This is a genomic window from Candidatus Rokuibacteriota bacterium (genome assembly GCA_030647435.1).
In the GTDB taxonomy this organism is placed as follows: Bacteria; Methylomirabilota; Methylomirabilia; order Rokubacteriales; family CSP1-6; genus AR37.
The window spans coordinates 1-20,446 of sequence record JAUSJX010000035.1 but is presented as its reverse complement, the minus strand read 5'-3'; the positions used below and the strand labels follow the sequence as shown (position 1 = coordinate 20,446).

Genomic DNA, 20,446 nt, shown 5'->3' with positions numbered 1-20,446 from the left:
TCGGTGGGCTTCAGAGTCTTGGTTTCCCTCCACCCTGCCACCCAAGTTACGGGGCTCTGGCTCTTACCCCGGCGGGACTGCCTCCCGCTGAACACGTCAGCTTTCTCTGGACGCACGGTTGATGACCAGCTCGAACTTGGTAGGCTGTTCGATGGGCAGGTCGCCGAGCTTGGCGCCCTTCAGGTCAGCAGATAACATAACGCCTATTCTCGAACCCGGCGGCCCTGGGGGCCGTGTCACCGCGCGGACGAACCGTGGCATCTCGCGCGGATCCTGTCAGAGCGCGCGGGACAAGTGAAACCGGAGCCTCGAGGCGGCGAGCGGGCGCCGTCCACCGGGGCGCTCCACACAGACCGCCGCGGTCGCTCGGGCTCCCGACACCGGCTACAGGGTCATGTCAGGCAGGGCCGGCGGCTCGGCTCGCGCCGCAACACCGGAGGACGGGGACGGCGGGCCGGCCCTCGCCCCGGCGGCCGGGCCCGCCGCCTCGAGCGGACAAGTTCGTCCGGACATAAGGCCCCCTTCTCGGAAGTCTCTCTCCCCCCAGAGACAGCGGAATCACACCCCCCGACTCGGGGTCCGGCCCCGGCGTGATGTCATCACGCCGGGGCTGAGCGACGCGCGTCACTGGATGGCGTGGCTCGTTCCGTCGCCTGTGACCCGATCCGTCCCCGTCGGACGCACTGGCGAGTTGACTCCAACGGAGCGTTCGGGATCTGGCACAGGACTACGCAGGCCGCCGGGCGGTGGTCGGGGGAACGATGCCGTTCAGGCGGAGATAGACGACGAGCTGTCCGTGGTGATTGCGAACCTGATAGAACGCCCCCTGCCAGAACGTGAAGCGGGTTACCATGCGGTTCCCGAAAGGGAATTTCACTTGCTCGAGCAGTTGGGCATCGGTCAGCGAGCCAAGCATCTCCTGTCCTGTCTGAAACGTTTGCTTCAGCAGAGTGATGAGTTCCGCCTTCGTCATGGCCGGGTGCCCTGACTCGCTCTTGGTTCCCTTTGCGGTGTCGATGAAGCGTTGCGTGGAGCCTGCGACATGCACCAACTGCTCGCGAAACGTCGAGATCTCCGGCGTCGGCTTGTACGCATACTTCTCCTCGGGCATCGCTTCGGCGACGTCGATGATGTCGGTCGCGGCCTGCCGCCAGGTCGCCACGAGCTCCTTGACCACGCTCGGCGACGTGCCTTGCGCAAAGACCGAAGGCGCAGCGGCCGCGACGGTGGCCATGGCGCCGCAGAATAACAGGCACGCGTAGATAACGTTTTTCATGTTCGCCTCCCCATCAATTCATTCCGAAACATTAACGGCAGTCCCCATCATGCGGCCCGTGCAGCGGGCATCCAGGGACCGATCGTCCCTTGGGTAAGCGCCAGACGCCGTCCGACCCGGTGATCCTGCACCTGCGCCAGGGCCGTCGTCAAGGGCCGCGTGAGCCGTCATCGACACAACCGCCGGTAGAGTGCTTCGTAGCGCGGCACGATGATCTCGGCCGAGAACCGTTCACGCGCGCGAGCCTGTGCGGCCCGGCCGAGGGCGCCCCGGCGTGTCTTGTCGTGGATCAAGCCCTCGAGCGCGCCGGCAAGTGCAGCGACGTCGCCGAACGGAACCAGCAGGCCGCTCCGATTGTCTTCAACCACCTCTGGGATCCCACCAACGCGGGTCGAGACGCTCGGGCAGCCGAAACACATGGCTTCGAGGATGCTCAGACAAAAACTCTCCGTTTCAGAGGTGAACAGCCCGACGTCGGCGACCTGAAGGTAGTCCTCGATATCGGTGACCTTCTCGCGGACGATCACGCGGTCAGCCAGGCCGAGCCGCCGCACGTGTTCGGCGAACGGCGCGAACGGTTCTCCTGCGAGGATGAGGAGCCTGAAGGCGTCGCGCGGGCGGACGCGGGCGACGGTCTCCAGCAAGAGATCGATGCGCTTCCCCGAACGGAGATTGGAGGAGTGGAACACGACGACTTCGTCCCGCAGGCCGAGCTCGCGGCGCACCTCCTCGCGCGAGCGGCGTGGCGGGCGTGGGACGAAGAAATTGTGGATGACCTCGATCGAGCCACCGAAGTCGAACACCCGCTGGGTCTCCCGCTTCAGAGACTCGGACACCGCCGTGACCGCGTCCGAATAGGTCAGGGCGTGCTTGATGGCCGGAGCGTACCCTGCATCATGGCCAAGCAGCGTCGTGTCCGTGCCGTGCAACGTCGTGACCACGCGAGGCTGTTGTTCCCGCGGGAGCATCGATCGGGCGAGGATCGCGGCCGTCGCGTGCGGCACGGCGTAGTGCACATGAAGCACGTCCAGCCGATGATCGCGGCTCACTTCGGCCATGCGCACCGAGAGCGGCAAGGTATAGTCGGGAAATTTGAACAGCTCGTAGTCGTTGATCACGACGGGATGGAAATACAGCCGTGGCCCGTCCGCACGCAGACGAAACGGTCGCTCGTAGCTAATGAAATGCACCTCGTGTCCCCGACCCGCCAGGTCCTCCCCCAGCGCGGTCGCCAGAACGCCACTCCCTCCAACGGACGGATAGCAGGTGATGCCGATTCGGAGAGTCTCGCCGGGAGCCATGTCAAAAGCCACGCGCGCCGCGGCCCAGTCCCGAGAGCGAGGTGAAGACGAGCGGGTCGGCCGGGAACAGCGCCGTGGCGTACTCCACCCCCGTGCCGAGTCCGTGGAGCCGCGCCCGGGTGAGCTGCACTTCCACGTAGTTGCGGGCGCTGGTTTGAGAAGCATGGGCCTCCATCGCAGCGACCCACGCTGCGACGATCTCCGGCCTGGAGATGTCGATGAGCACCGGCGAGATGTTGGCCGGTTCGGCTTCTCGCGTCAGCGCGTAGAAGAGCAATTGCGCAATCCTGTGAGGCGGCGAGTCCGTCAATTCTCGTACGCCGCCGAAACGCGCCAGCCGTGCTGCGTCGCACACGAGACGTCCGAGCCGCGAATGATCCGGATGCTGGTTCTCGACGAGGCTCGGGGCGAGGACGATGCCCGGCCGCACCCGGCGCAGAACGCCGGCCAGCGTGATGGCATGAGCCGCCCGGACTTCGAGGTGGGAGTCTCCATCGAGCTCGACGAACTCGATCGTCGCGCCGAGTAGCGCCGCGGCCCGCTGCGCTTCAGTGACGCGTTGCTCGGGCTGGCCGTGCGTCGCCGCTTCGCCCCGCGAGCACACAACGAAATGCGCCGCTCGCCCGGCGCGCGTCTCCTGCGCGATGACACCGCCGCAGCCGAACTCGATGTCATCGGGATGCGCGCCGAAGGCCAGCACCGCCGGCGTGTCAGGGAGGGAGCTCGGTGTAGGCTTCATCGGATCGATCGATCTCGTCCCGGCGGACAAAAGTGATCTGCGGCGCCTCATCTTGGCGAAGATACGCTTGCTCGCCCGCGCCGGACACGTAATGGGTGCACCCGATGACCGACTGCATCCAGCGGAGCCGAGTGTCCCGCGTGGGACTGATCTGCTCCTTGGTGAAGGCGGTCGCCGGCAGAGCGACGAAGGACTCGCCGCCCGCGTGCAGGTAGAGCACGCCGTCGCGTACGCGCGCGCGGACGATTTCGCCCTCGTACGGCACGTCCACGAAGAACTCGCTCACCTCGCATGCGATGCGCCGCAACGCCGGATCGCTCGAGCGCGCGACGTGAACCCCATCGAGCAAACCCATGCGGCGATACATCTCGAGACAGAAGTCCGCCACCGCCTCCGCAGACGTCTTCCGGAACAGGTCGATCACCCGGCCGTCCACGTAATTCGGCAACTGACGTTCGGTCTTGCCGTGCCAGTCCGGCGCAATGCGCTTCACGTAGAGCGGCGAGAACTTTCGCTGAAGCTTCGTGGCGATCGAGAAGTTGAGCTGCGCAGGTTCACCGGTCGCGCGATGGCGCAGAATGGTGCGCGTCTCGCGCGGGTCGTGGTCGCTGTCATGATAAAAGAACACGAGACGCCCCCCCATCTGGGCCTGCATCCGCCGGGCGGTCCGGATCTTGGCGACGAGAAAGCGCCGAGGGAAGAACCCGCAGGGCTGCTGGCCGAAGGCAATGATCGGCTCGACGCTCATGCCGCGCGGCCTTCATCGGTGGGAGCGCGCGGCCCCAGGGACGCCTGCAGCAGCATACTGAAGGCGATGCACGCCGCGCAGCCGATGAGGTTGTACCAGAGATAGCCGATGTTGAGGGACAAGAACATCACAATCACGAGGGCCTGCGCCGCCAGGGCCGCGAAGAAGACCGCACTGCCGCCCACTCGCCGGAAGAAAAACGCCACCAGAAAGATCCCGAGCACGACACCGTAGAAGATGGAGCCGAGGATATTGATCGCCTCAATGAGGTTCTCCGCGAAGCCGGCGAACAGCGCGAACCCCACCGCGAAGAGGCCCCACAGGGCGGTGAAGCGCTTCGCCACTCGCACGTTGCGCGCCTCATCGGCGGCGGCGAGCGGACGGAAATGTCGCCAGAAGTCGATCGTCGTCGTCGTGCCGAGCGCATTGAGCTCCGCCGCTTTGGAAGACAGCGCCGCGGCGAACATCACCGCGATGAGCAGACCGATCGCACCGTGCGGAAGCTCGGCAAGGATGAACGTGATGAAGACGTAGTCGGAGTCTTTCGTCTTGGCGCGCGGGTCGGCGGTCAGGAGCGCGGCTTTGGCCTCGGACCGAACGGCAGCAGCCCGGCGGTTGGTCTCGAGCATGGCGGCGCGGGCGATCGACTCCACGGCGGCGTCCTGGGACGTGCGGGCGTGGAGCCAGGCGCGAATCGTTTTCTGGCTGTCCGCGACCGCGACGGTATGTCGCTCCTCGAGGGCGAGGAATGCACCGCGTTCCGGACCTTGCGCGTGACGCTGCCACTCGGACTGGTTGAAGAACAGGGGCGGACGCTCGAACTGGTAGAAGACGAACAAGAGCGCGCCGAGCAAGAGGATGAGGAACTGCATCGGAATCTTCAGGAGCGCATTGAACATCAGACCGAGGCGGCCTTCGCGCAACGAGCCGCCGCCGATGTAGCGCTGCACCTGCGATTGGTCGGTGCCGAAATACGAGAGCGAGAGAAACAACCCGCCCAGGAGGCCGGTCCAGAGCGTGTAGCGCCGGCTCGGGTCGAACGAAAGATCCACCGCCTGCAATTTGCCCAGGGCGCCGGCAACGTGCGCGGCACCACTGAACCCGAGCCCCTTGGGCAGCTTGACCAGCAAGACGACGAAGGCCGTCACCATGCCGCTGAAGATCACCGCCATCTGCCACTTTTGCGTCAGGCTGACCGCTTCACTGCCGCCCGTCACGGTGTACACGATGACGAGGAGCCCGGTGAACACGATGATGAGATCCAGCCGCCAGCCCAGCACCGTGGAGAGAATGATGGCGGGCGCGTAGATGGTCACTCCCGCGGCGAGGCCCCGTTGCAGCAGAAACAGTCCCGCGCCGAGCAGACGGGTCTTCCGGTCAAAGCGCCGGCCCAAAAACTCGTAGGCGGTATACACACCGAACCGTCGGTACATGGGCAGAAACACGGCGCACACGATGATGAGCGCGAGCGGCAACCCGAAATAGTTCTGCACGAATCCGATGCCACTCTCGAAGCCCTGTCCCGGGATCGAGATAAAGGTGATCGCGCTCGCCTGCGTGGCCATCACGGACAGGCCGATCGTGCCCCAGCCGGTGGACTGGCTGCCCTTCAGGTACGTGTTGAGGCTCCGAATGTGGCGCGTGCGCCACGAACCGTACGCGGCGATGCCGACCATGGTGCCGAGCAACACCACCCAATCGGCGACGTTCATGAGAAGATCCGGCTGAACACCGCCAGCAGGACCACCACGAGGACAAACCACCCAAACACGAACAGGTACACGCCGCGCCACGTGCGGAATCCAGGCAGGCCGGGCGGCTCGGCATCGGATCGCTGGTCAGGCCGCGGCGGTCGGGTCACTTGCCCAAGGAGACGAGATTCGCAAACAGCCGATACGCTCCGGGTACGCCTTCAGGAAGTTGCCGAAACCACGCCAGGCTGGTGTACACGAAATACCCCTTTCCGTGCCGCGCCACGAGCAGGCCCCCTCGGAGCGGCATCTCGCCGGGATCGCCGGACGCAAGGATCGCCGTGAAGCGTTCGTCCCATTGGTCCGGGAAATACAGGCCACGCTCCTGCACCCACCCGTCAAAATCTGCTCTGGTGATGCGATTCGGCGTGGTCAACACCGGATGATCGGGCGCCAGAAACGTCACCGACGCATGTTCGTCCGTGACTCGCTCTCGCGAAATGCGCAGGCGGAAGGGCGCCAGCCAGTTTGCGCCCAGGCCGTCGGAGAGGTTGTACTGTGCGATGACATTCCCGCCTGCCTCGACATACTCGAACAACGCCGGTAAATGGCCAGCGAGATCCTTCCGGGTGTTGAAGGCCCGGATACCGATGACGACGGCATCCAGAGGGCGCAGCTTGTCCGGGATCAAATCAGCGCCGGTCAACTGCGTGACCGCATAGCCCATGCGCTCCAAACCTCCGGCCACGTCGTCACCCGCGCCGGGCAGGTAGCCGATGTGACGGCCTCGAATCGCCAGGTCAAGGGAAACCGCTTTCAGGCGCGCGACGGGTTGGAGGAGCTGAAACGGAATGTGGTCGTAACGAAGCCCGATGCGCTGAGTATTGAACCGTACGCCATTGACCTCCACGCTGCCCTCGAGGATTGCCGTGGCGGGCTGGGCCGGTGCCGTGACGGTGAAGGTGAACCGGGCGTGCTCCCCTGCCCCGGCCAGATGAAATGGTTGTGAGGCGGCGGTGATCCTCCAACCGGTTGGGCCCTCCAACTGTACGGTGCCGGCAACGCTCGCGCGCGCGGCGGTAAGCTCAACCGTCACCGGGCGCGCGGCGCCGGGCGCGAACAGCTGCACATCCGACACGAACCGAAGTGAGACCGGCGGGATCACGTCCAATCGGCGGCGCATGGTCGCGTTCGCGGGATCCGCCGCCGCCTGCACCGGCTCACCCGAAATCACCAGGGTCTGACCGCCAACGTCAAAGACGTACTCGATCGGGAATGCGGCCGGGTTCTCCGGACGACCGATGAGAGAAGGATCATCGACGTGAAACATGGCTGCCGTGCCTGCTCTGCGCAGCCAATACGGCTGGCTTGGCGGCGTGGTGGTGGGCAGGACCTGGGTCTCGTCACGGACGACCGGTTGGTCGACGCGCAGTTCGAGGACCTTGGTGACCGCGCGCTGGATACTAGGGTAACGCACCGCCGTCCAGCGAACAGGGAGACGAGATCGCATGACCGCAGTGTGGCGCATCTTCAATGTTTCGCCGGGCACAGCCTCGGGTTGATCCACCAGGGTCTCCACCTCGAGACCGATGAAGGCCTGGACGATCCGGTCCAGTTGCTGGCGTTTGTCGCTGACGACGGAGTCCGCGGGCAACACGGACATTCGGCTGCGGATCGCCAACAAGGCGGGCACGCTCGCCATCGGGTCTTCCGGCTTGAACCGCGCGATCGCTTCCTCGGTCAATCGTCCGATCTCCGCGCCACCCGGCACGCGGTTCCACGTCGTGTCCACTCCATCGAGGATGTCGTGCGTTGCGGATTCGCCACCGAGCGGCAAAAAGGACTCGATCCTCGACCCGCCAACCACCGCGGCGTCGCCCGCGAAGTCTCCCATGCCGAAGCCTTGCGTCTTGTGCATGGCCCGACTGCGGGCGGCAATCGAGGCAAACGATTCGCCCAGCACCGGGTCGTTGCCACCGATCTCCATCTTCACCACGCCTGTCCCGTTGCCCCCGGCCGCACCGGCTCCTGCGCCGCCAACGCCGACGTTGTGGAGAATGCGTTTGGGCTGCCACGGGGTCAGCTCGCCGAGTTGCTCGGGAAATGCTCGCGGGTCGCCAGCGAGCTTGAAGGCTTCGACGGCGAGGACGGTAGACGCGGTGTGATGGCCGTGAGTGTTCCCCGACTGCGGAGAGAAACGCGTTACGATCACGTCCGGCCGGAAGGAGCGGATCACGCGGACGATGTCAGCCAGGACTGCCTGCCGATCCCAGATCCGCAGAGTGTCCTGGTAATCCTTCGAAAACCCGAAGTCTTTCGCGCGCGTGAAGTACTGCCGTCCCCCATCCAGACGCCGCGCGGCGAGCAATTCCTGGGTGCGAGCTACGCCCAATTGCTCGCGGAACTGGGGACCGAGCAGGTTCTGGCCGCCGTCGCCGCGCGTGAGCGACAGATAGGCCGTCCGGTATCCACGACCGCGCGCCAGGTAGGTGATGACCCGCGTGTTCTCGTCGTCCGGATGCGCCGCGATGTACAACACGCTGCCCAACGTGGCGAAGCTGCGCAGTTGCTGCAGGATGTCGGGGTCGACCGGGAGCTCGGCGGCTCGACTGAGCCCGGAGCAGCCGGCCAGCAAGCTTGCGCCGAGGGCCAGCCCAACCACCTGGCGGGTGCGCCTGGCCGGCCCTCCTGACGACGTCCTCGTTTTCATGTGTGCCGCCCCCGGTGACGCACGGCGATCTTGTATCACAAGTGGGGCGTAGATAACATAACACCCGTTCGCGGACCCGGCGGCCCTGGGTGCCCGTGTCACCGCGCGGATGACCCGTGGCATCTCGCGCCGATCCTGTCAGGGCGCGCGGGACAAGTCAAACCGGAGCCCGAAGAAGAAGACGGGAGCGCGTCAGTAAGACGCGTTCCAGTTGAATCTGGAAGGAAGGGATCGCGACGGCCTGGACCACTGAAGTGCGCTAGAATGCGCTGGAGCGTGCCCGAGATGGGCACAAATCTGGGCACAAACGGGTCGGATTCCTACTGAATGACCTCATCATCCGCCCGCAGTAGGAGTGACTGCGGGATCGTCAGGCCGAGAGCCTTGGCCGTCTTCATGTTGATCACCAACTCGAACGTGGTCGGCTGCTCGACCGGAAGATCTCCGGGCTTCGCGCCCTTGAGGATCTTGTCGACGTAAGTTGCGGCGCGGCGGAACATCTCGGGGAAGCTTGGCCCGTACGACATCAAGCCGCCAGCGTCGGCAAACTCTCGCGCTCCTGACACCGCCACCAATCCGCGCTGAGCCGCCGTCTCCATGATGCGCTGCCGGTGCGTAAACGTGAGCGGGTCCGCGAATACGATGACGGCATTGCCCTCACCTCGGGCGATTGCGGCAACCGCCTCGTCGAGATCATTCGCCTGGCGCACCTCCATCGGCTGCATCCTGACATTAAGCACCGCCGTCGCTTTTTCCGTCTCGGCCAGAGCCAGTGCTCCGGCTGGCGCATTGGCGCTCCAGAAGAAAGCGACACGGGTAACCCTCGGCGCACCGCTCCACAGGGTACCCGCCCCGCCTGAAACACATACACCGCACGTACCACCCGCCGCTGACCAAACCCCCGCTACCCGGTGGGAGGCCTTGTCGAGCGGACGAGCTCGGGGCAGCTTCGCAGTGACAAGTGCATGCGGCGCGTTGTCACTCGATCACCTTGTCGGCGCGCACCAGTATCGACTGCGGAATCTTGATACCGAGCGCTGTCGGAGCGTAGATAACACAAAACCCGGTCTCAGTCATGGTCCGCCTCGCCCGAGGGTCCTCCCTCGGGACCTGCCTTGTCACAGCCTGAGGGCCCTCGGTCGAAGCACGGCAAGCGCGGCGGGAAAAGATCCTCCCGCCGGCGCGAGCGGCCCTTGCCTACGCCGAGGTCCGGAGGCGTCCGGTCGTGAGGATCTGGTCCACCTGGTCGGCGACCTCGGCGGCGAAGCGGCTGGCGGTGGCGGCGTCGTTCAGCGACGCCAGGGAGCCCGTCGCGTGGTCGATCGTCGCGATGGGGTAGTCCGGGATGCCTTGGGCGCGGCACATGCCGCGACCCGTCGTCTCGACCAGCTTCCTGACACCGACGGCCGCGGCAGGCACCCCGCGCCGCTCCAGCGTGATGGCGTCGAGCACACTGCCCGACGTGCAGGACCCTCAGTCACCGACGCCGGTGATCACCACGTGGGCCTTCGCCGCCAGCTCGGCGAGGATGGGCTCGGGCGCGATGTTGCCCAGGAACGGCTTCTCGCGGAAGAGGACGTCCCGGACCCGGTAGCGCTGCTTCAGGAGATCGACCGCCTCCAGCAGGATGCGGTCGCCGTACGCGCGCCCGTTCCAGATGACGCCGATGGTCTTGTCGTCCAGGCTCGCCGGCCGTGGCGCCATGCCGCTGTGGCCGCGGGCCGGCCCGGCGGTGGGGTTGAGCACCTTGAGCATGACGTTCCTCCTCACGATCTCGTGGTCTCGATCATGCGGCCGTGGCCGTCGCGCGCACCGCGCGGGTCACGGCGTCCGAGGACACCCCGTAGGGGACGATGTAGGCCATCCGGATGCCGGCGTTGCCGCCCCCGACGACCACGTAGATGTCCGCGCTCCGCTCGAGCGCCCCGGGCGCCTGCATGAAGCGGTCGTACTCGTTCGGCTCGAAGAGGGAGACGATCCGCTCCTCGTCGCCGGGCTGGACCTCGCGGCTGAAGTCGGCGAAGCCCTCGGGCTTGTCGGCCATCACGCCCCAGGTCCCGCGCCGCTTGAGATCGGCCACCGAGCGCCGGCAGCGCGCCCAGAGGTAGTCCCGGACGTGCCGCTTGGTCCAGCCGTGCTGGATGAACACCGCCGCGTGCTGGGGCGAGACGAAGAGCAGGTAGGTCCCGCGGAAGAACTCGTCCGTCGAGATCGCGTCCACCACCGTGTCGAGGAGTCCCTCCGGGGTCGAGCGGGCGCAGTGCAGCTGCTGCAGCCCGGGATAGGTGGACACCGCGGTGACCGTCGTCGTCTCGCGCGCGTGGCCCAGAGTGACGTGGAGCGGATCCCAGGCGGTGGACTCGTCCTCGGCGATGAAGCCCACCGCGCGGAAGGGATTGCCCCACTGCCCGCGCTGGATGCCGTCGGGGCGCGCCTCCGCGCAGTTCCAGAGCAGGAGACTCATCGCCCGCGCGCACGTCGCGTTGGCCCGCGTCGTCGGCCCGAAGAGGTAGAGGCCGCTGTTGAACCCGAGCGTGCGGGCCAGGGGGCCGTTGACGACGAAGACCGGCCACGGGCTGCCGAGGCTCGCCATGTGGTTGAACTTGAACGCGGGGTCGGCGATCGCCTCCGTCGCCGCCACCAGGACCGGCATGTACTCCGGCCGGCAGCCGGCCATCACCGCGTTGATGGCCAGCAGCTCGGCCCTGAGGACCCGGTCGCGCTCGGGGATCTCGCCCAGCACGTCGTCGGGCGCGAGGCCGGCGGCATCCAGGAAGGCGCGCACGCGCTTCTCGGTGGGCGGGACCACGGGCAGGCCGTCCGTCCAGCCGCGCTCGTAGTAGAGCTCGATGGCCTGGTACACATCCTCGACGTCGATCTGCTCGGCGGACAGCGGAGCCTCGCGCATGCACGTCCTCCTCGGATTCGGGCCTGCGGCCACGCTACGACCCAGGCACGGCGTCTGTCAAGGACGCCGGCGCGGAAGTGCCCGAACCCCCGCCGGATCGACTGTGACAAGGCAGGTCCCGAGGGAGGACCCTCGGGCGCGCCGGGTCATGACTGAGAACGGGCTTTATGTTGCCTACGCCCTCGACGGGCGGTCACTCTCGCCTATCCTCGACGCGCTCCATGCGTGGGTCGACTCTTGGTCGAGCATTGGTGTGATCGAGTGCGGCATGGCTCGGCAGGGCTACGACCTTCAGTTGACCCGGTACGGCAATGAGGGATGGCGGGCCACGTTCTACGTCGCGGGCTTCGAACATTCTCTGAGCCGGCGACGGTCGCAGCCTGGGATCCGACGCCGTGGGGTGCGGTGCAGGCAGCGGCCCGGGAGGCGGAGGACGCTGGAATTGGCGGGCTGACGCCGCCGTTCTCACCGTCCCCTGGGCTGCCGCAACACTCGCCCCTGAACCGCACTACGAGACGCGCCTCCGCATCCTGCTAGAGCGCGGATCCCTGCGGCCCAATGTGGGAGACCGAAGTGCGGCTTTCATTCCCGCCCTCCACCCGCGCCGGCTACGGCGGGCAGGCGCCCTTCCGGCTGTGGCTCGACGGGAGCGCCCCGGTACCACGATGGCACCAGGAAGCCGATAGCGAAGCCGATTAGGACCGTGAAGAGTTCGCTCTCAAGCAGCGAGCGCACGTCCAGTACCTGGGTAGCCTTGAGCGTCTGGAGCGCGGACTCGTGGGTGCTGATTAGCAGGCCGTGCACCAGCCACGCGGCGACGACCAATACAACCGTCAACCCGAGCCCCTCGGCCCACCGCAACCGCGCCGGCGTCAGGAGTTTCATGAACCCGTCCCGCGGTGCATCATCCGCCAGTAGGGCGAGCGTGTAAGCCGTGGCAAAGGTCATGATTCCCCAAGGGCTGACCTGACGGTACGCTTCCCAGGCCCCGGTCAAGTTCCCCTGGCGCATTGCCAACTGGTAGGTAAAGCTGATCAGCGCGCCCGCGGTCGCTGCCGCCGCGCCCGACAGCAGATACCATGCCCAGGGCCGGCCAGTCTCGGAATGGCGCCGGGCCGCACTCCACTGATTCTTTGGATAGATCGCGCACCACACCGCCACGCAGTAGACAGCGGCGATCATTATGGCCCTAACGAGGAGCCGGGGGTCGAGTTGCTCCCATGGGTGGTCAATCCGTCGCATGACGACGAACCCGAAGGCGTACACGACGCTCAGCCCGGTGAAGAGGCCCATGAGCTCGTTGAGCGTCAGGCGCCGCGGCGGCCGCGGATCCAGGCCGAACCCCAGCTTGATGAGCTGGCTCACCCTGGCGCGCTGAGTGAGTTCGCACAGGAGTACCGCATTGCTGACAGCCTCGTAGACATCCTTCAGCAGCCCTTCCACTTCTTGGACGAAGTCGTCGCGGTAAGCGTACACCGCCCCGCCCCTTTTCGCCGACTCGGGGTCGGTCGCCAGCTCGCGCAGCAGACTAAAGCATCTCCGGGCCCGCGGGAGGAGCACTGCGTAGTGCTGTCTGAGCGTGTTGAACTCGTTCGGGTAGGTCAGGACATAGCTGGTGAACCGCGCGTCCGCTTCCCAGTCCTCGAGTTCCCGCATGAGCAATGAGAGCTTCGCCCAGAGGTAGTGCGGGGCCGACCCCTCCTCGAAGCGCACGTCAGTCGGCTCGAAGCCTTTGTCCACCATCGCGTCCACGAGCTCCTTCTGGCGTTTAGGCTCTACGCGGAATGGCGCCTGGCGAACTTCGGCGCTTAGCCGCCGCACCTCGTGGGGAATGGCGGCCATGCGTTGGAGCTTGGTCCGGAACCATTCGTCGATGCTCGAGAGGATCGGGATCTTCGGAAGCAGGACAGTCAAGATCAGTGCCACCAGCAGAGTGGGCGACTCGCGCGCCCACGAAGGGACGCTGCTCCCGATCTCGGGCGCCATCCCAACCAACCGGTTCAGCACCGGCGGCGAGAGCAGCAAAAACCCGAAGACCCCGAGCGCGATGGCTCCGTAAAGCGATACGGCCGTGTAGTAGGCGGCTGCTGTGGTCGTCGATCGGCTGATGCGATACGGCACGACCCCCGCCTTGGGATCCGATGGCGGAGCGCTGAACCGATCGACCGCGAAGACGACGATGACGATGGCGCTGAGAACGATTTCAACATAGTCCTCAAACGTACGGGGCTCTCGACTCGCGGGCCGGGTCGCGTTGAGATCTGTGAGCGACGTCAGTGGCGATGTCTGTACGGCAGATGCCCCAGCCGCAACGATCAGCGCCGAGAGGAATAGCAGGACCAGCAGAGCTCTAAACGATTGGGTCGAATTCACCATACCCCACCTCCCTGCTAGCAAGCCGGTTGACACTCGCCTCGCCCCAAGAGGGACGGAGCCGCGGACGCCAAGAGCGAACCTACCAATCAGGAGTCTTGGCCCCTAGAGCGTAGACGACATAACGCCCGTTCTCAGTCACGGCCGGCCGAGGCTCAGGCTCTTGCCTTGGGCTCTTGCCTTGGCACAGTTCGAGTTGCGTTCTTGGCCGCCTGCGTGGCTGGCGGGGCCAGCGTCACGATGACGTCGACCTTAAGCCGGACCAGCTCGTCCGCCAACTCGGGGAGCTCTCCGAGCTTTCCTTCCGCCCATCGGTACTCGAAACTGATGTTACGTCCCTCCACGTAACCGAGGAGGATCCCATCCCCTCCATCGGATCGATAAGCACCACCCAACTTTCTTTTCCCCTTCATACCTCAACCGACAGGAATCGCTCGATGGTGATTCGAAGAGGGCCGGGCGCCGGCGTCGCGCCTACACTACACACCCTCGATGCCAGCGGCCGCCCTCACTGCTCGCGGCTCCACGCCGAACAGCCTCCAGAGCCCCGGGTCCATGGCAAGCGCGTCGTCGCAGAGATGGCTGAAGAAGAAGACGAGACCCTCGGACTGTCGCTTCCCGTCGTCGCTGTTGCCGAGGAGCCCAAGCTTCCAGAAAAATGCCTCGATGTCCTCTCGCACCTGCACCCCGTCGACGCGGCGCCGGCCCTCGTCGCGCCGAACCGAGATTCCGGCTACAAACACGCTGCGGAGGAGCCCCGACATCGTGCGGATGCCGGCGCGCTGAGCGAGGAGGTCGTAGAGCGACGCTGGCCGGCCGGAATCGTGTGGGGCCGGCGAGGCGGCGAGCCGGCAATCGGCGGTGAGCAGGTAGAGCAGTGCCTGGTCCTTCCAGTCCGCCACCGTGGCGTCGGCGAAGCGCGTGCGCCTGGCCAGGCGCGTGGCATCGCAGAAGGCGAGGTGCTGGATCATCTCGATGCCCTCCTCGCCCAGCCTCTGCGCCGTGAAAATACCGATCCCGTCGATCTCGGTCACGGGCTGCTTACCAGCACGGACCTGCTGCGCGCTGCGCGGGTTGATGCGCGACAGCAAGCGCCCGCCGCTGGCAGCGAGCAACGCGAAGGGGAAGCCGCCGGCGACGATGTACGCGAGCACTGCGCCGCGGGAATGCGCTATGTCCAGCACCTCGGGTGCGAGGAGGAAGAACATGAAGGCGGCGACGGGGGCCAGCAGCAGACGCACACCGGAGAGCAGGAAGAGGCGAGGCGAGATATCCCGCGCTAGGAAGCGCGAGATCACATTGAACGCTGTGTAGGCGCCGCCGCCGAGGAACCCGAGCTGGAACACCATGAGCGGCACGCTGAATGCTTCGACGTGTACCTCGGTCTTCGGCACGCTCGGTACACCCGCTATCTGCGCGACGTAGGACTCGACGAAGGGCAGGATGAGGGAAACACCTGCGAAGTAGGCGAAGGAGAAGAAGAGGATGGGTAAGTCGTAGGCACTGCGGTTCAGACCGGCCGAGCGTATCTCGGTGCGCGCGAGGTGGCGCGCCACCTCGCCAACCAGTTCCGGCGTGAAGTCGGCAAGCCCCGCGCTGGCGCCCTCACGCACGCCGAGGAAGAGATCGGCGAGCGCCGGGTGGCGCTTGAGCACGAAGTTCCCCATCGCGAGCAGATACTGGCGACGGTGCCGGGCCTCCTCGATATCTTGCCGCGCCTCGGCCGTCTCCGCGACCACTGGCCGCGCCTGGGCGTCATCCTCGATGGCATGCCCCGCCTTGGCGGCCTCGGCGCTATGCACGAACTCAGACTCGCAGCGTCCCCACTGACCGCTCAGGGCCTTGACGCGCTCGTCCTCGATCATCTGCGTGTAGGTGCGCACCAGGAGGAAGCAGAGGGGTGGGGGCAGGAGCAGGAAAACGACGAGCAGCCCCTTCGTGTGCCAAATTAGGTCGCTCATGGCGACGATGCGCGCCGCCACGAAGCCGAAGATAACGATCAGGAGGACCGCCATGAGGCAGCTGAAGGCCAGCTCAACCGGCTCGTGATGGGGTCGCTTGGCCATGTGGCGAGTGTCACTCACAGAGCTGCCGCCACCTCGGGGGCGAGGACTGCCAAGACGCGGTCGTCTGCCCCACGTAGCTCCTCGACCTTGCGCGCCAGCCGCGTCACACCCTCGGCAAAGAGGTCGCCATCGGCAATGTTGGCATGCTCCCACACGCCGTAGGCATCGCCGTGTGGAGTCTCGAGCAGCGCCCAGACGTAGGCGCTGAAGTAGACGGACTTCGCCACCACTACGACCTGCTCGGGCGAGCCGACGCTCACGAAGTAGCGGCGGTCGAGGAGGCGGAACAGCTCACCGAGCTTGCCGGTCTCCGGTGGCGCCGCCCGCGGTTGCAGCTGGCCGGTAAGACGCACGTCCCAGGCGCGACCCGGCCCCGTGAAGAGTGTCGAACCGAGTCCCTCCCAGGCCGCGGCCGACAAGGCGACGGGGACGGCGTTGATCTCGTCCATCGAGCCCAGCCCGAGCCATCGCGGCTGCTCGGGCGTCGCCGGCTGCGCCATGGAGAAACCCCAGAGGAAGAGGCTCTGTGTAAACCAGTCGCGCAGCTTGTCGCGCCGGCCGAGCGGTTGGGCGCCGGGTCGAGACGTGAGGCGTTCGCGCAGGATGCGATCCATGGCGTTCCAGTACTCTCGCCACATGTCGGCGCTCCCCGCACAGATTGGCTCGTACGGGTAGAGAGTCGCGGTGAGGGTGACGTCGAGGGGCTCGCCCGCAGCCTTCCACTCCTCGACGAAGCCCGGGTTGTCGAGGGCCTCGTTGAGCGCGGCGATGTCTGCGAAGGTTCGCCCCGGCGAGAGGCGCCGGACGGGCGGGGTCGAGGAAAGCGGCGCGGAGATCTGGCGTGGCTGACGGGCCCGCTGCACCACGCCGGAGACAACGCCGCCGAACGGGCTCCGACCCCGCCGGACCTCCTCGGAGATCCCCTCAATGGCCAGCTCGATGAGTGCGCTCATTCGTCACCCCGTCCCTGGTGAGCTGATCACAGAGTGCGCTCGATTCTCGTGACCCCCGACGCCCAAGTCAAGCGACCCTTTTGACGCACCGCAAGCGGTCGCTTGTGCCGGAGTATGCCCGAGTTGGGCACAAACTGAAATCGGAAAAAATTCAGCGACGGGCAACTACTTGAAAAAAATGGTGGGCAGGGACGGGATTGAACCGCCGGCACCAGGATTTTCAGTCCTATTCCCCGGTCCGTGTAAGTGTGCGTAACTGGTTGATGTGGAACAAGAGGGTTACGACGGCCTCGTGCGGTGGAGTGTGCTGGAATGCGCCCGAGTGAGCCTGAGTTGGGCACAACTTGGGCACAAACCGGGCGGGCGCCTACTGGATCACCTCGTCCGCCCGCCCCAGCAGCGACTGCGGGATCGTCAGGCCCAGCGCCTTGGCGGCCTTGAGGTTGATGGCCAACTCGATTTTCGTCGGCTGCTCGATGGGAAGATCTCCCGGCTTGGCGCCTCTGAGAATCTTGTCCACATAGACCGCACCACGTCGAGACATCTCGGGGATATTCACTCCATAGGACATGAGGCCACCTGGCTCAACAAACAGGTGGACTTCATAGACTGCGGCGATCCGATGCACGGCCGCAAGATCGACGATTTCCCTTCTATGTACGAAAGTAAAGGGCGTCGACATCACCAATACGCCCTGGTCGCGATTCTTCATCATCCCGCGGAAAGCGGCGGCGAATTCCCCCGCTCGGTGCACGATGAAGGTATGAAGCTCTATGCTGAGGGTCCGAGCCGCAATAGCGGCCTGTTGATCGTACCGAGCGCGCATCTGGGGGACTGCCGAGAGTGTGACGTCCTCCTGAAGGAACGCGACCTTTGAAAGATTCGGTACAAGCGCTTTGAGAAGCTCGAGGCGCTTTGGGAGGAGGTCATAGCTAAAAGACTGTAGGCCTGTGATATTGCCACCCGGCCTTGCGAGGCTCTCGACGAGTCCTGCGGCAACGAGATCACCGCCGGCGGCCGAGACCACGATGGGGATGGTTTTCGTTTCCAGTTGGAGGATCTTTGCCAGGCCCGCGCCTGAAACGAACAGTACGTCGACCTTGAGCCGTACTAGGTCAGCGGCGCCTGCGCGAAGCTGATCAGCTGATTCGCCGAAGCGTCGCTCGACGACCATGTTTTGGCCATCTACCCAGCCGAGCTGTCTCATCGACAGCCACAGCGGGTTCGTCGAGACGGACTTCGCCAGCTCCTCTGGGGTCGGAGCTGGACCGACGCCAAGAATTCCCACGCGAGCCATCTTCTCTGACTTCTGCGCCTCGGCGGCGAGCGGGACAGCGAGGAGGCCGCCAGCCATCGTGCTGATGAACGCGCGCCGGTCGATCATTGGATTATCTCATCCGCCCGCAGCAGCAGCGCCGGCGGGATGGTGAGCCCGAGGGCCTTGGCGGTCTTGAGGTTGATGCTCAGTCTGAACGTGGTCGGCTGCTCGATCGGCAGATCAGCGGGCTTCGTGCCTTTCAGGACCTTGTCGACGTAGCTCGCTGCCCGACGGAACAGGTCGGGCCAGTGGGCGTCGAACGACATGAGACAGCCCGCCTCGGCGAACCCGTACGCGGCCGCGACGGGCATCTTGTTCTTGACGCCGAACTCCGCAATCTCACGCCGGTGACTGAACGCCAAAGGGTCCGGATGCACGACGAGCGCCTGAAAGGCCCCCGGCGTCTTGGCCGTCAGACCACCTGCGAAGTCCTCGGGGCCGCGCACCTCGAATGGCTCGAGCTTGACGCCGAGCAACACGGCGGTGCGCTGGAGATCTCTCCAGATAAAATCCCGATGCGGCAGGGTCCTGTTCACGAGCAAGCCCACTCGGCTCAGGCCCGGGAAGGCTTCCTTGAGAAACTCCAGCCGCTTTCCGGCCAGCTCGGGACTGTTCAGCTGCGACATTCCGGTGACGTTCCCGCCGGGACGCGCGAGGCTCGCCACGAGACCGGTCCCGACCGGATCGCCCGCGATGGCCATGACGATTGGAATGGTCGACGTTGCACGCTTGGCGGCACTCACGGAAGGAGTAAACGCGGCAACGATCACATCCGGCCGCAAAGCGACGAGCTCGGCGGCCAACTCGTGATAACGTTCGGCTCTCCCTTCGGCCCAACGCCGCTCGACTGCGAGGTTCTGCCCTTCGACGTAGCCGAGTTCCCGAAGACCTTGCATCAGCGCCTCCCAGGGGCGCGCGGCCTCCGGAGTGGTCGGTGGACTGCCACAGAGCACACCGATCCGCCAGATCTTCCCCGCCTGCTGGGCCTCGACGACGAGCGGCGAAGCGAGGAGGCCGCCGGCGCCGGCAGCCGCATTCGTCAGGAAGTCCCGCCTGGAAATCACTGGATCACCTCATCCGCCCGCCCCAGCAGCGACGGCGGGATGGACTCGGGCGCCTTCCTCAGCATCACTACCCTTTGTGCGTTGAGAACCCCAACGCAGACCAGACGGATCACCATCCCCATAGGCCGGTGGCCAGGGGGATGACGCCCACAAGCCCCCACCAATTCTTGGGCCCGATGACGACCAGCGCGAGGAGAATGACGCCGATGAGGATTCGCAGGACTCGCTCCCAGGTTCCAACGTTTCGTGTCATCTCGTTCCTCCTCATTAAGTGCAGTGGCTGATCCGCCTTACAGGATCAAGCAGGCGGAGTCTGCTGACCTTCTCCTGCCCTCGCGAACCGGACGGTTATGAGGTACGAAGCATCGCCAGCACCCTAGGCCGGGCGGGGAATGGTGTCAACTCACGTCCTGCCCCGAACCCTAACAGGGCCGTATGCGAGACCGCCACGTCCTGATGCTGACTGCCTGGAGAGACTTGGCCCTGAATCCTAGGGGGGGGGGTCCTATCTCGACCCCGGAACTCAGGCCCAGGCGGGCACGGCCCAGGCCGGTCGCATCAGCCGTCAGGGACGCCCTCCTTCCGGCTCGGTCTTCTTGCGAATCTCATCGGCAGTGACCGTCGTGATCCGGTCCCGGTACCCCAAGCCCGTCACCCATTTCACCTTGTACTGGCCACCCGGCAAGGTCGCGATGATATAGCCCTCGGTAAGGTCGCGACCATTCCGAAGGACAATCAAGTCACCCGTCCGGATTGACGAGTGCGGCGGAGGCGTCAGTGGCATGCTCAGCGTTCCTCGACGTGCAGGGGGCCGGAGTCTCGCAGAGCCGGAGGCTCCTCGTGGTGAGCACGGGCGAGGACCCGCGAGAACGACCGCGTGGGGCACGCCCCTATCCGGCCTCCCCTCAGCCCCCTCACACGTCGTCCTCGCTCGTTCTCGGACCGCTGGGCCGGGCAAAGACAGACAGCGCACCCGAGCCCAAACCGCGCAGTGTTCCGTCGGGGATCCGTCCGGGTCTCCGTGCCGTACCTCGAGGCGGGGGTGAGAAAAGTGTCACATCGGATCTCCAGGCAGCAACCCAGCTTGGTCTGAGACCGAATGATGTAGCCATCCGGTGACTGCGACGGGCACCTATCCTGAGATCGTTATAAGACCCATAGGCGGCCTTGGCTACCCCTTCCGCCTTGACCCTTTCTTGGCCTTCTTGGGCCGTGCTCCGGCCTTCCGGGCGGCTTTCTCAGAGAGATCCGCGGGCTTCGCCGAGAGTAGACCGGACACAGCGTCCTCAAAGGCGAGGC

General features: G+C 65.6%; 16 protein-coding genes. All 16 read right to left on the bottom strand.

The window, feature by feature from the left end:
• Nucleotides 1-727: 727 nt before the first annotated feature.
• Nucleotides 728-1,276, bottom strand: coding sequence for a DinB family protein (locus Q7W02_06815; protein ID MDO8475900.1), 549 nt, complete (start codon nt 1,274-1,276; stop codon nt 728-730).
• A 167-nt stretch (nt 1,277-1,443) separates the two neighbouring features.
• On the bottom strand, nt 1,444-2,577 hold the full coding sequence (gene bshA, locus Q7W02_06810) for an N-acetyl-alpha-D-glucosaminyl L-malate synthase BshA (protein MDO8475899.1): 1,134 nt from the start codon (nt 2,575-2,577) through the stop codon (nt 1,444-1,446).
• Between the two features lies 1 nt (nt 2,578).
• Nucleotides 2,579-3,277 (bottom strand): PIG-L family deacetylase, encoded by a 699-nt coding sequence (locus tag Q7W02_06805; GenBank protein MDO8475898.1) that lies wholly within the window; start codon nt 3,275-3,277, stop codon nt 2,579-2,581.
• Nucleotides 3,278-3,287: 10 nt separating this feature from the next.
• Nucleotides 3,288-4,064 (bottom strand): hypothetical protein, encoded by a 777-nt coding sequence (locus Q7W02_06800; protein ID MDO8475897.1) that lies wholly within the window; start codon nt 4,062-4,064, stop codon nt 3,288-3,290.
• On the bottom strand, nt 4,061-5,776 hold the full coding sequence (locus Q7W02_06795) for a sodium:solute symporter (protein MDO8475896.1): 1,716 nt from the start codon (nt 5,774-5,776) through the stop codon (nt 4,061-4,063). Before Q7W02_06795 ends, Q7W02_06800 begins: the two co-directional genes overlap by 4 nt.
• 145 nt (nt 5,777-5,921) lie before the next feature.
• On the bottom strand, nt 5,922-8,465 hold the full coding sequence (locus Q7W02_06790) for a PIG-L family deacetylase (protein ID MDO8475895.1): 2,544 nt from the start codon (nt 8,463-8,465) through the stop codon (nt 5,922-5,924).
• A gap of 320 nt (nt 8,466-8,785) precedes the next feature.
• Nucleotides 8,786-9,307, bottom strand: coding sequence for an ABC transporter substrate-binding protein (locus tag Q7W02_06785; protein MDO8475894.1), 522 nt, complete (start codon nt 9,305-9,307; stop codon nt 8,786-8,788).
• 355 nt (nt 9,308-9,662) lie between these two features.
• On the bottom strand, nt 9,663-9,917 hold the full coding sequence (locus tag Q7W02_06780) for a hypothetical protein (protein ID MDO8475893.1): 255 nt from the start codon (nt 9,915-9,917) through the stop codon (nt 9,663-9,665).
• A 21-nt stretch (nt 9,918-9,938) separates the two neighbouring features.
• Nucleotides 9,939-10,220, bottom strand: coding sequence for a hypothetical protein (locus Q7W02_06775; GenBank protein MDO8475892.1), 282 nt, complete (start codon nt 10,218-10,220; stop codon nt 9,939-9,941).
• Nucleotides 10,221-10,251: 31 nt separating this feature from the next.
• Nucleotides 10,252-11,373 (bottom strand): hypothetical protein, encoded by a 1,122-nt coding sequence (locus tag Q7W02_06770; GenBank protein ID MDO8475891.1) that lies wholly within the window; start codon nt 11,371-11,373, stop codon nt 10,252-10,254.
• Between the two features lie 582 nt (nt 11,374-11,955).
• Nucleotides 11,956-13,749, bottom strand: a complete 1,794-nt coding sequence (locus Q7W02_06765) for a hypothetical protein (GenBank protein MDO8475890.1) — start codon at nt 13,747-13,749, stop codon at nt 11,956-11,958.
• A gap of 476 nt (nt 13,750-14,225) precedes the next feature.
• The gene (locus Q7W02_06760; protein ID MDO8475889.1) at nt 14,226-15,812 is read right to left on the bottom strand and encodes a hypothetical protein; all 1,587 of its coding nucleotides are present in this window, start codon (nt 15,810-15,812) and stop codon (nt 14,226-14,228) included.
• 14 nt (nt 15,813-15,826) lie between these two features.
• Nucleotides 15,827-16,765 carry a hypothetical protein gene (locus Q7W02_06755; protein ID MDO8475888.1) on the bottom strand — a complete coding sequence of 313 codons (939 nt, stop codon included), beginning with the start codon at nt 16,763-16,765 and terminating at the stop codon, nt 15,827-15,829.
• Nucleotides 16,766-17,132: 367 nt separating this feature from the next.
• Nucleotides 17,133-18,149, bottom strand: a complete 1,017-nt coding sequence (locus tag Q7W02_06750) for an ABC transporter substrate-binding protein (protein MDO8475887.1) — start codon at nt 18,147-18,149, stop codon at nt 17,133-17,135.
• Nucleotides 18,146-18,979, bottom strand: a complete 834-nt coding sequence (locus Q7W02_06745) for an ABC transporter substrate-binding protein (GenBank protein ID MDO8475886.1) — start codon at nt 18,977-18,979, stop codon at nt 18,146-18,148. The genes Q7W02_06750 and Q7W02_06745 overlap by 4 nt, the downstream gene beginning before the upstream one ends.
• 277 nt (nt 18,980-19,256) lie before the next feature.
• Nucleotides 19,257-19,400, bottom strand: a complete 144-nt coding sequence (locus Q7W02_06740) for a DUF2892 domain-containing protein (protein ID MDO8475885.1) — start codon at nt 19,398-19,400, stop codon at nt 19,257-19,259.
• Nucleotides 19,401-20,446: the final 1,046 nt, after the last annotated feature.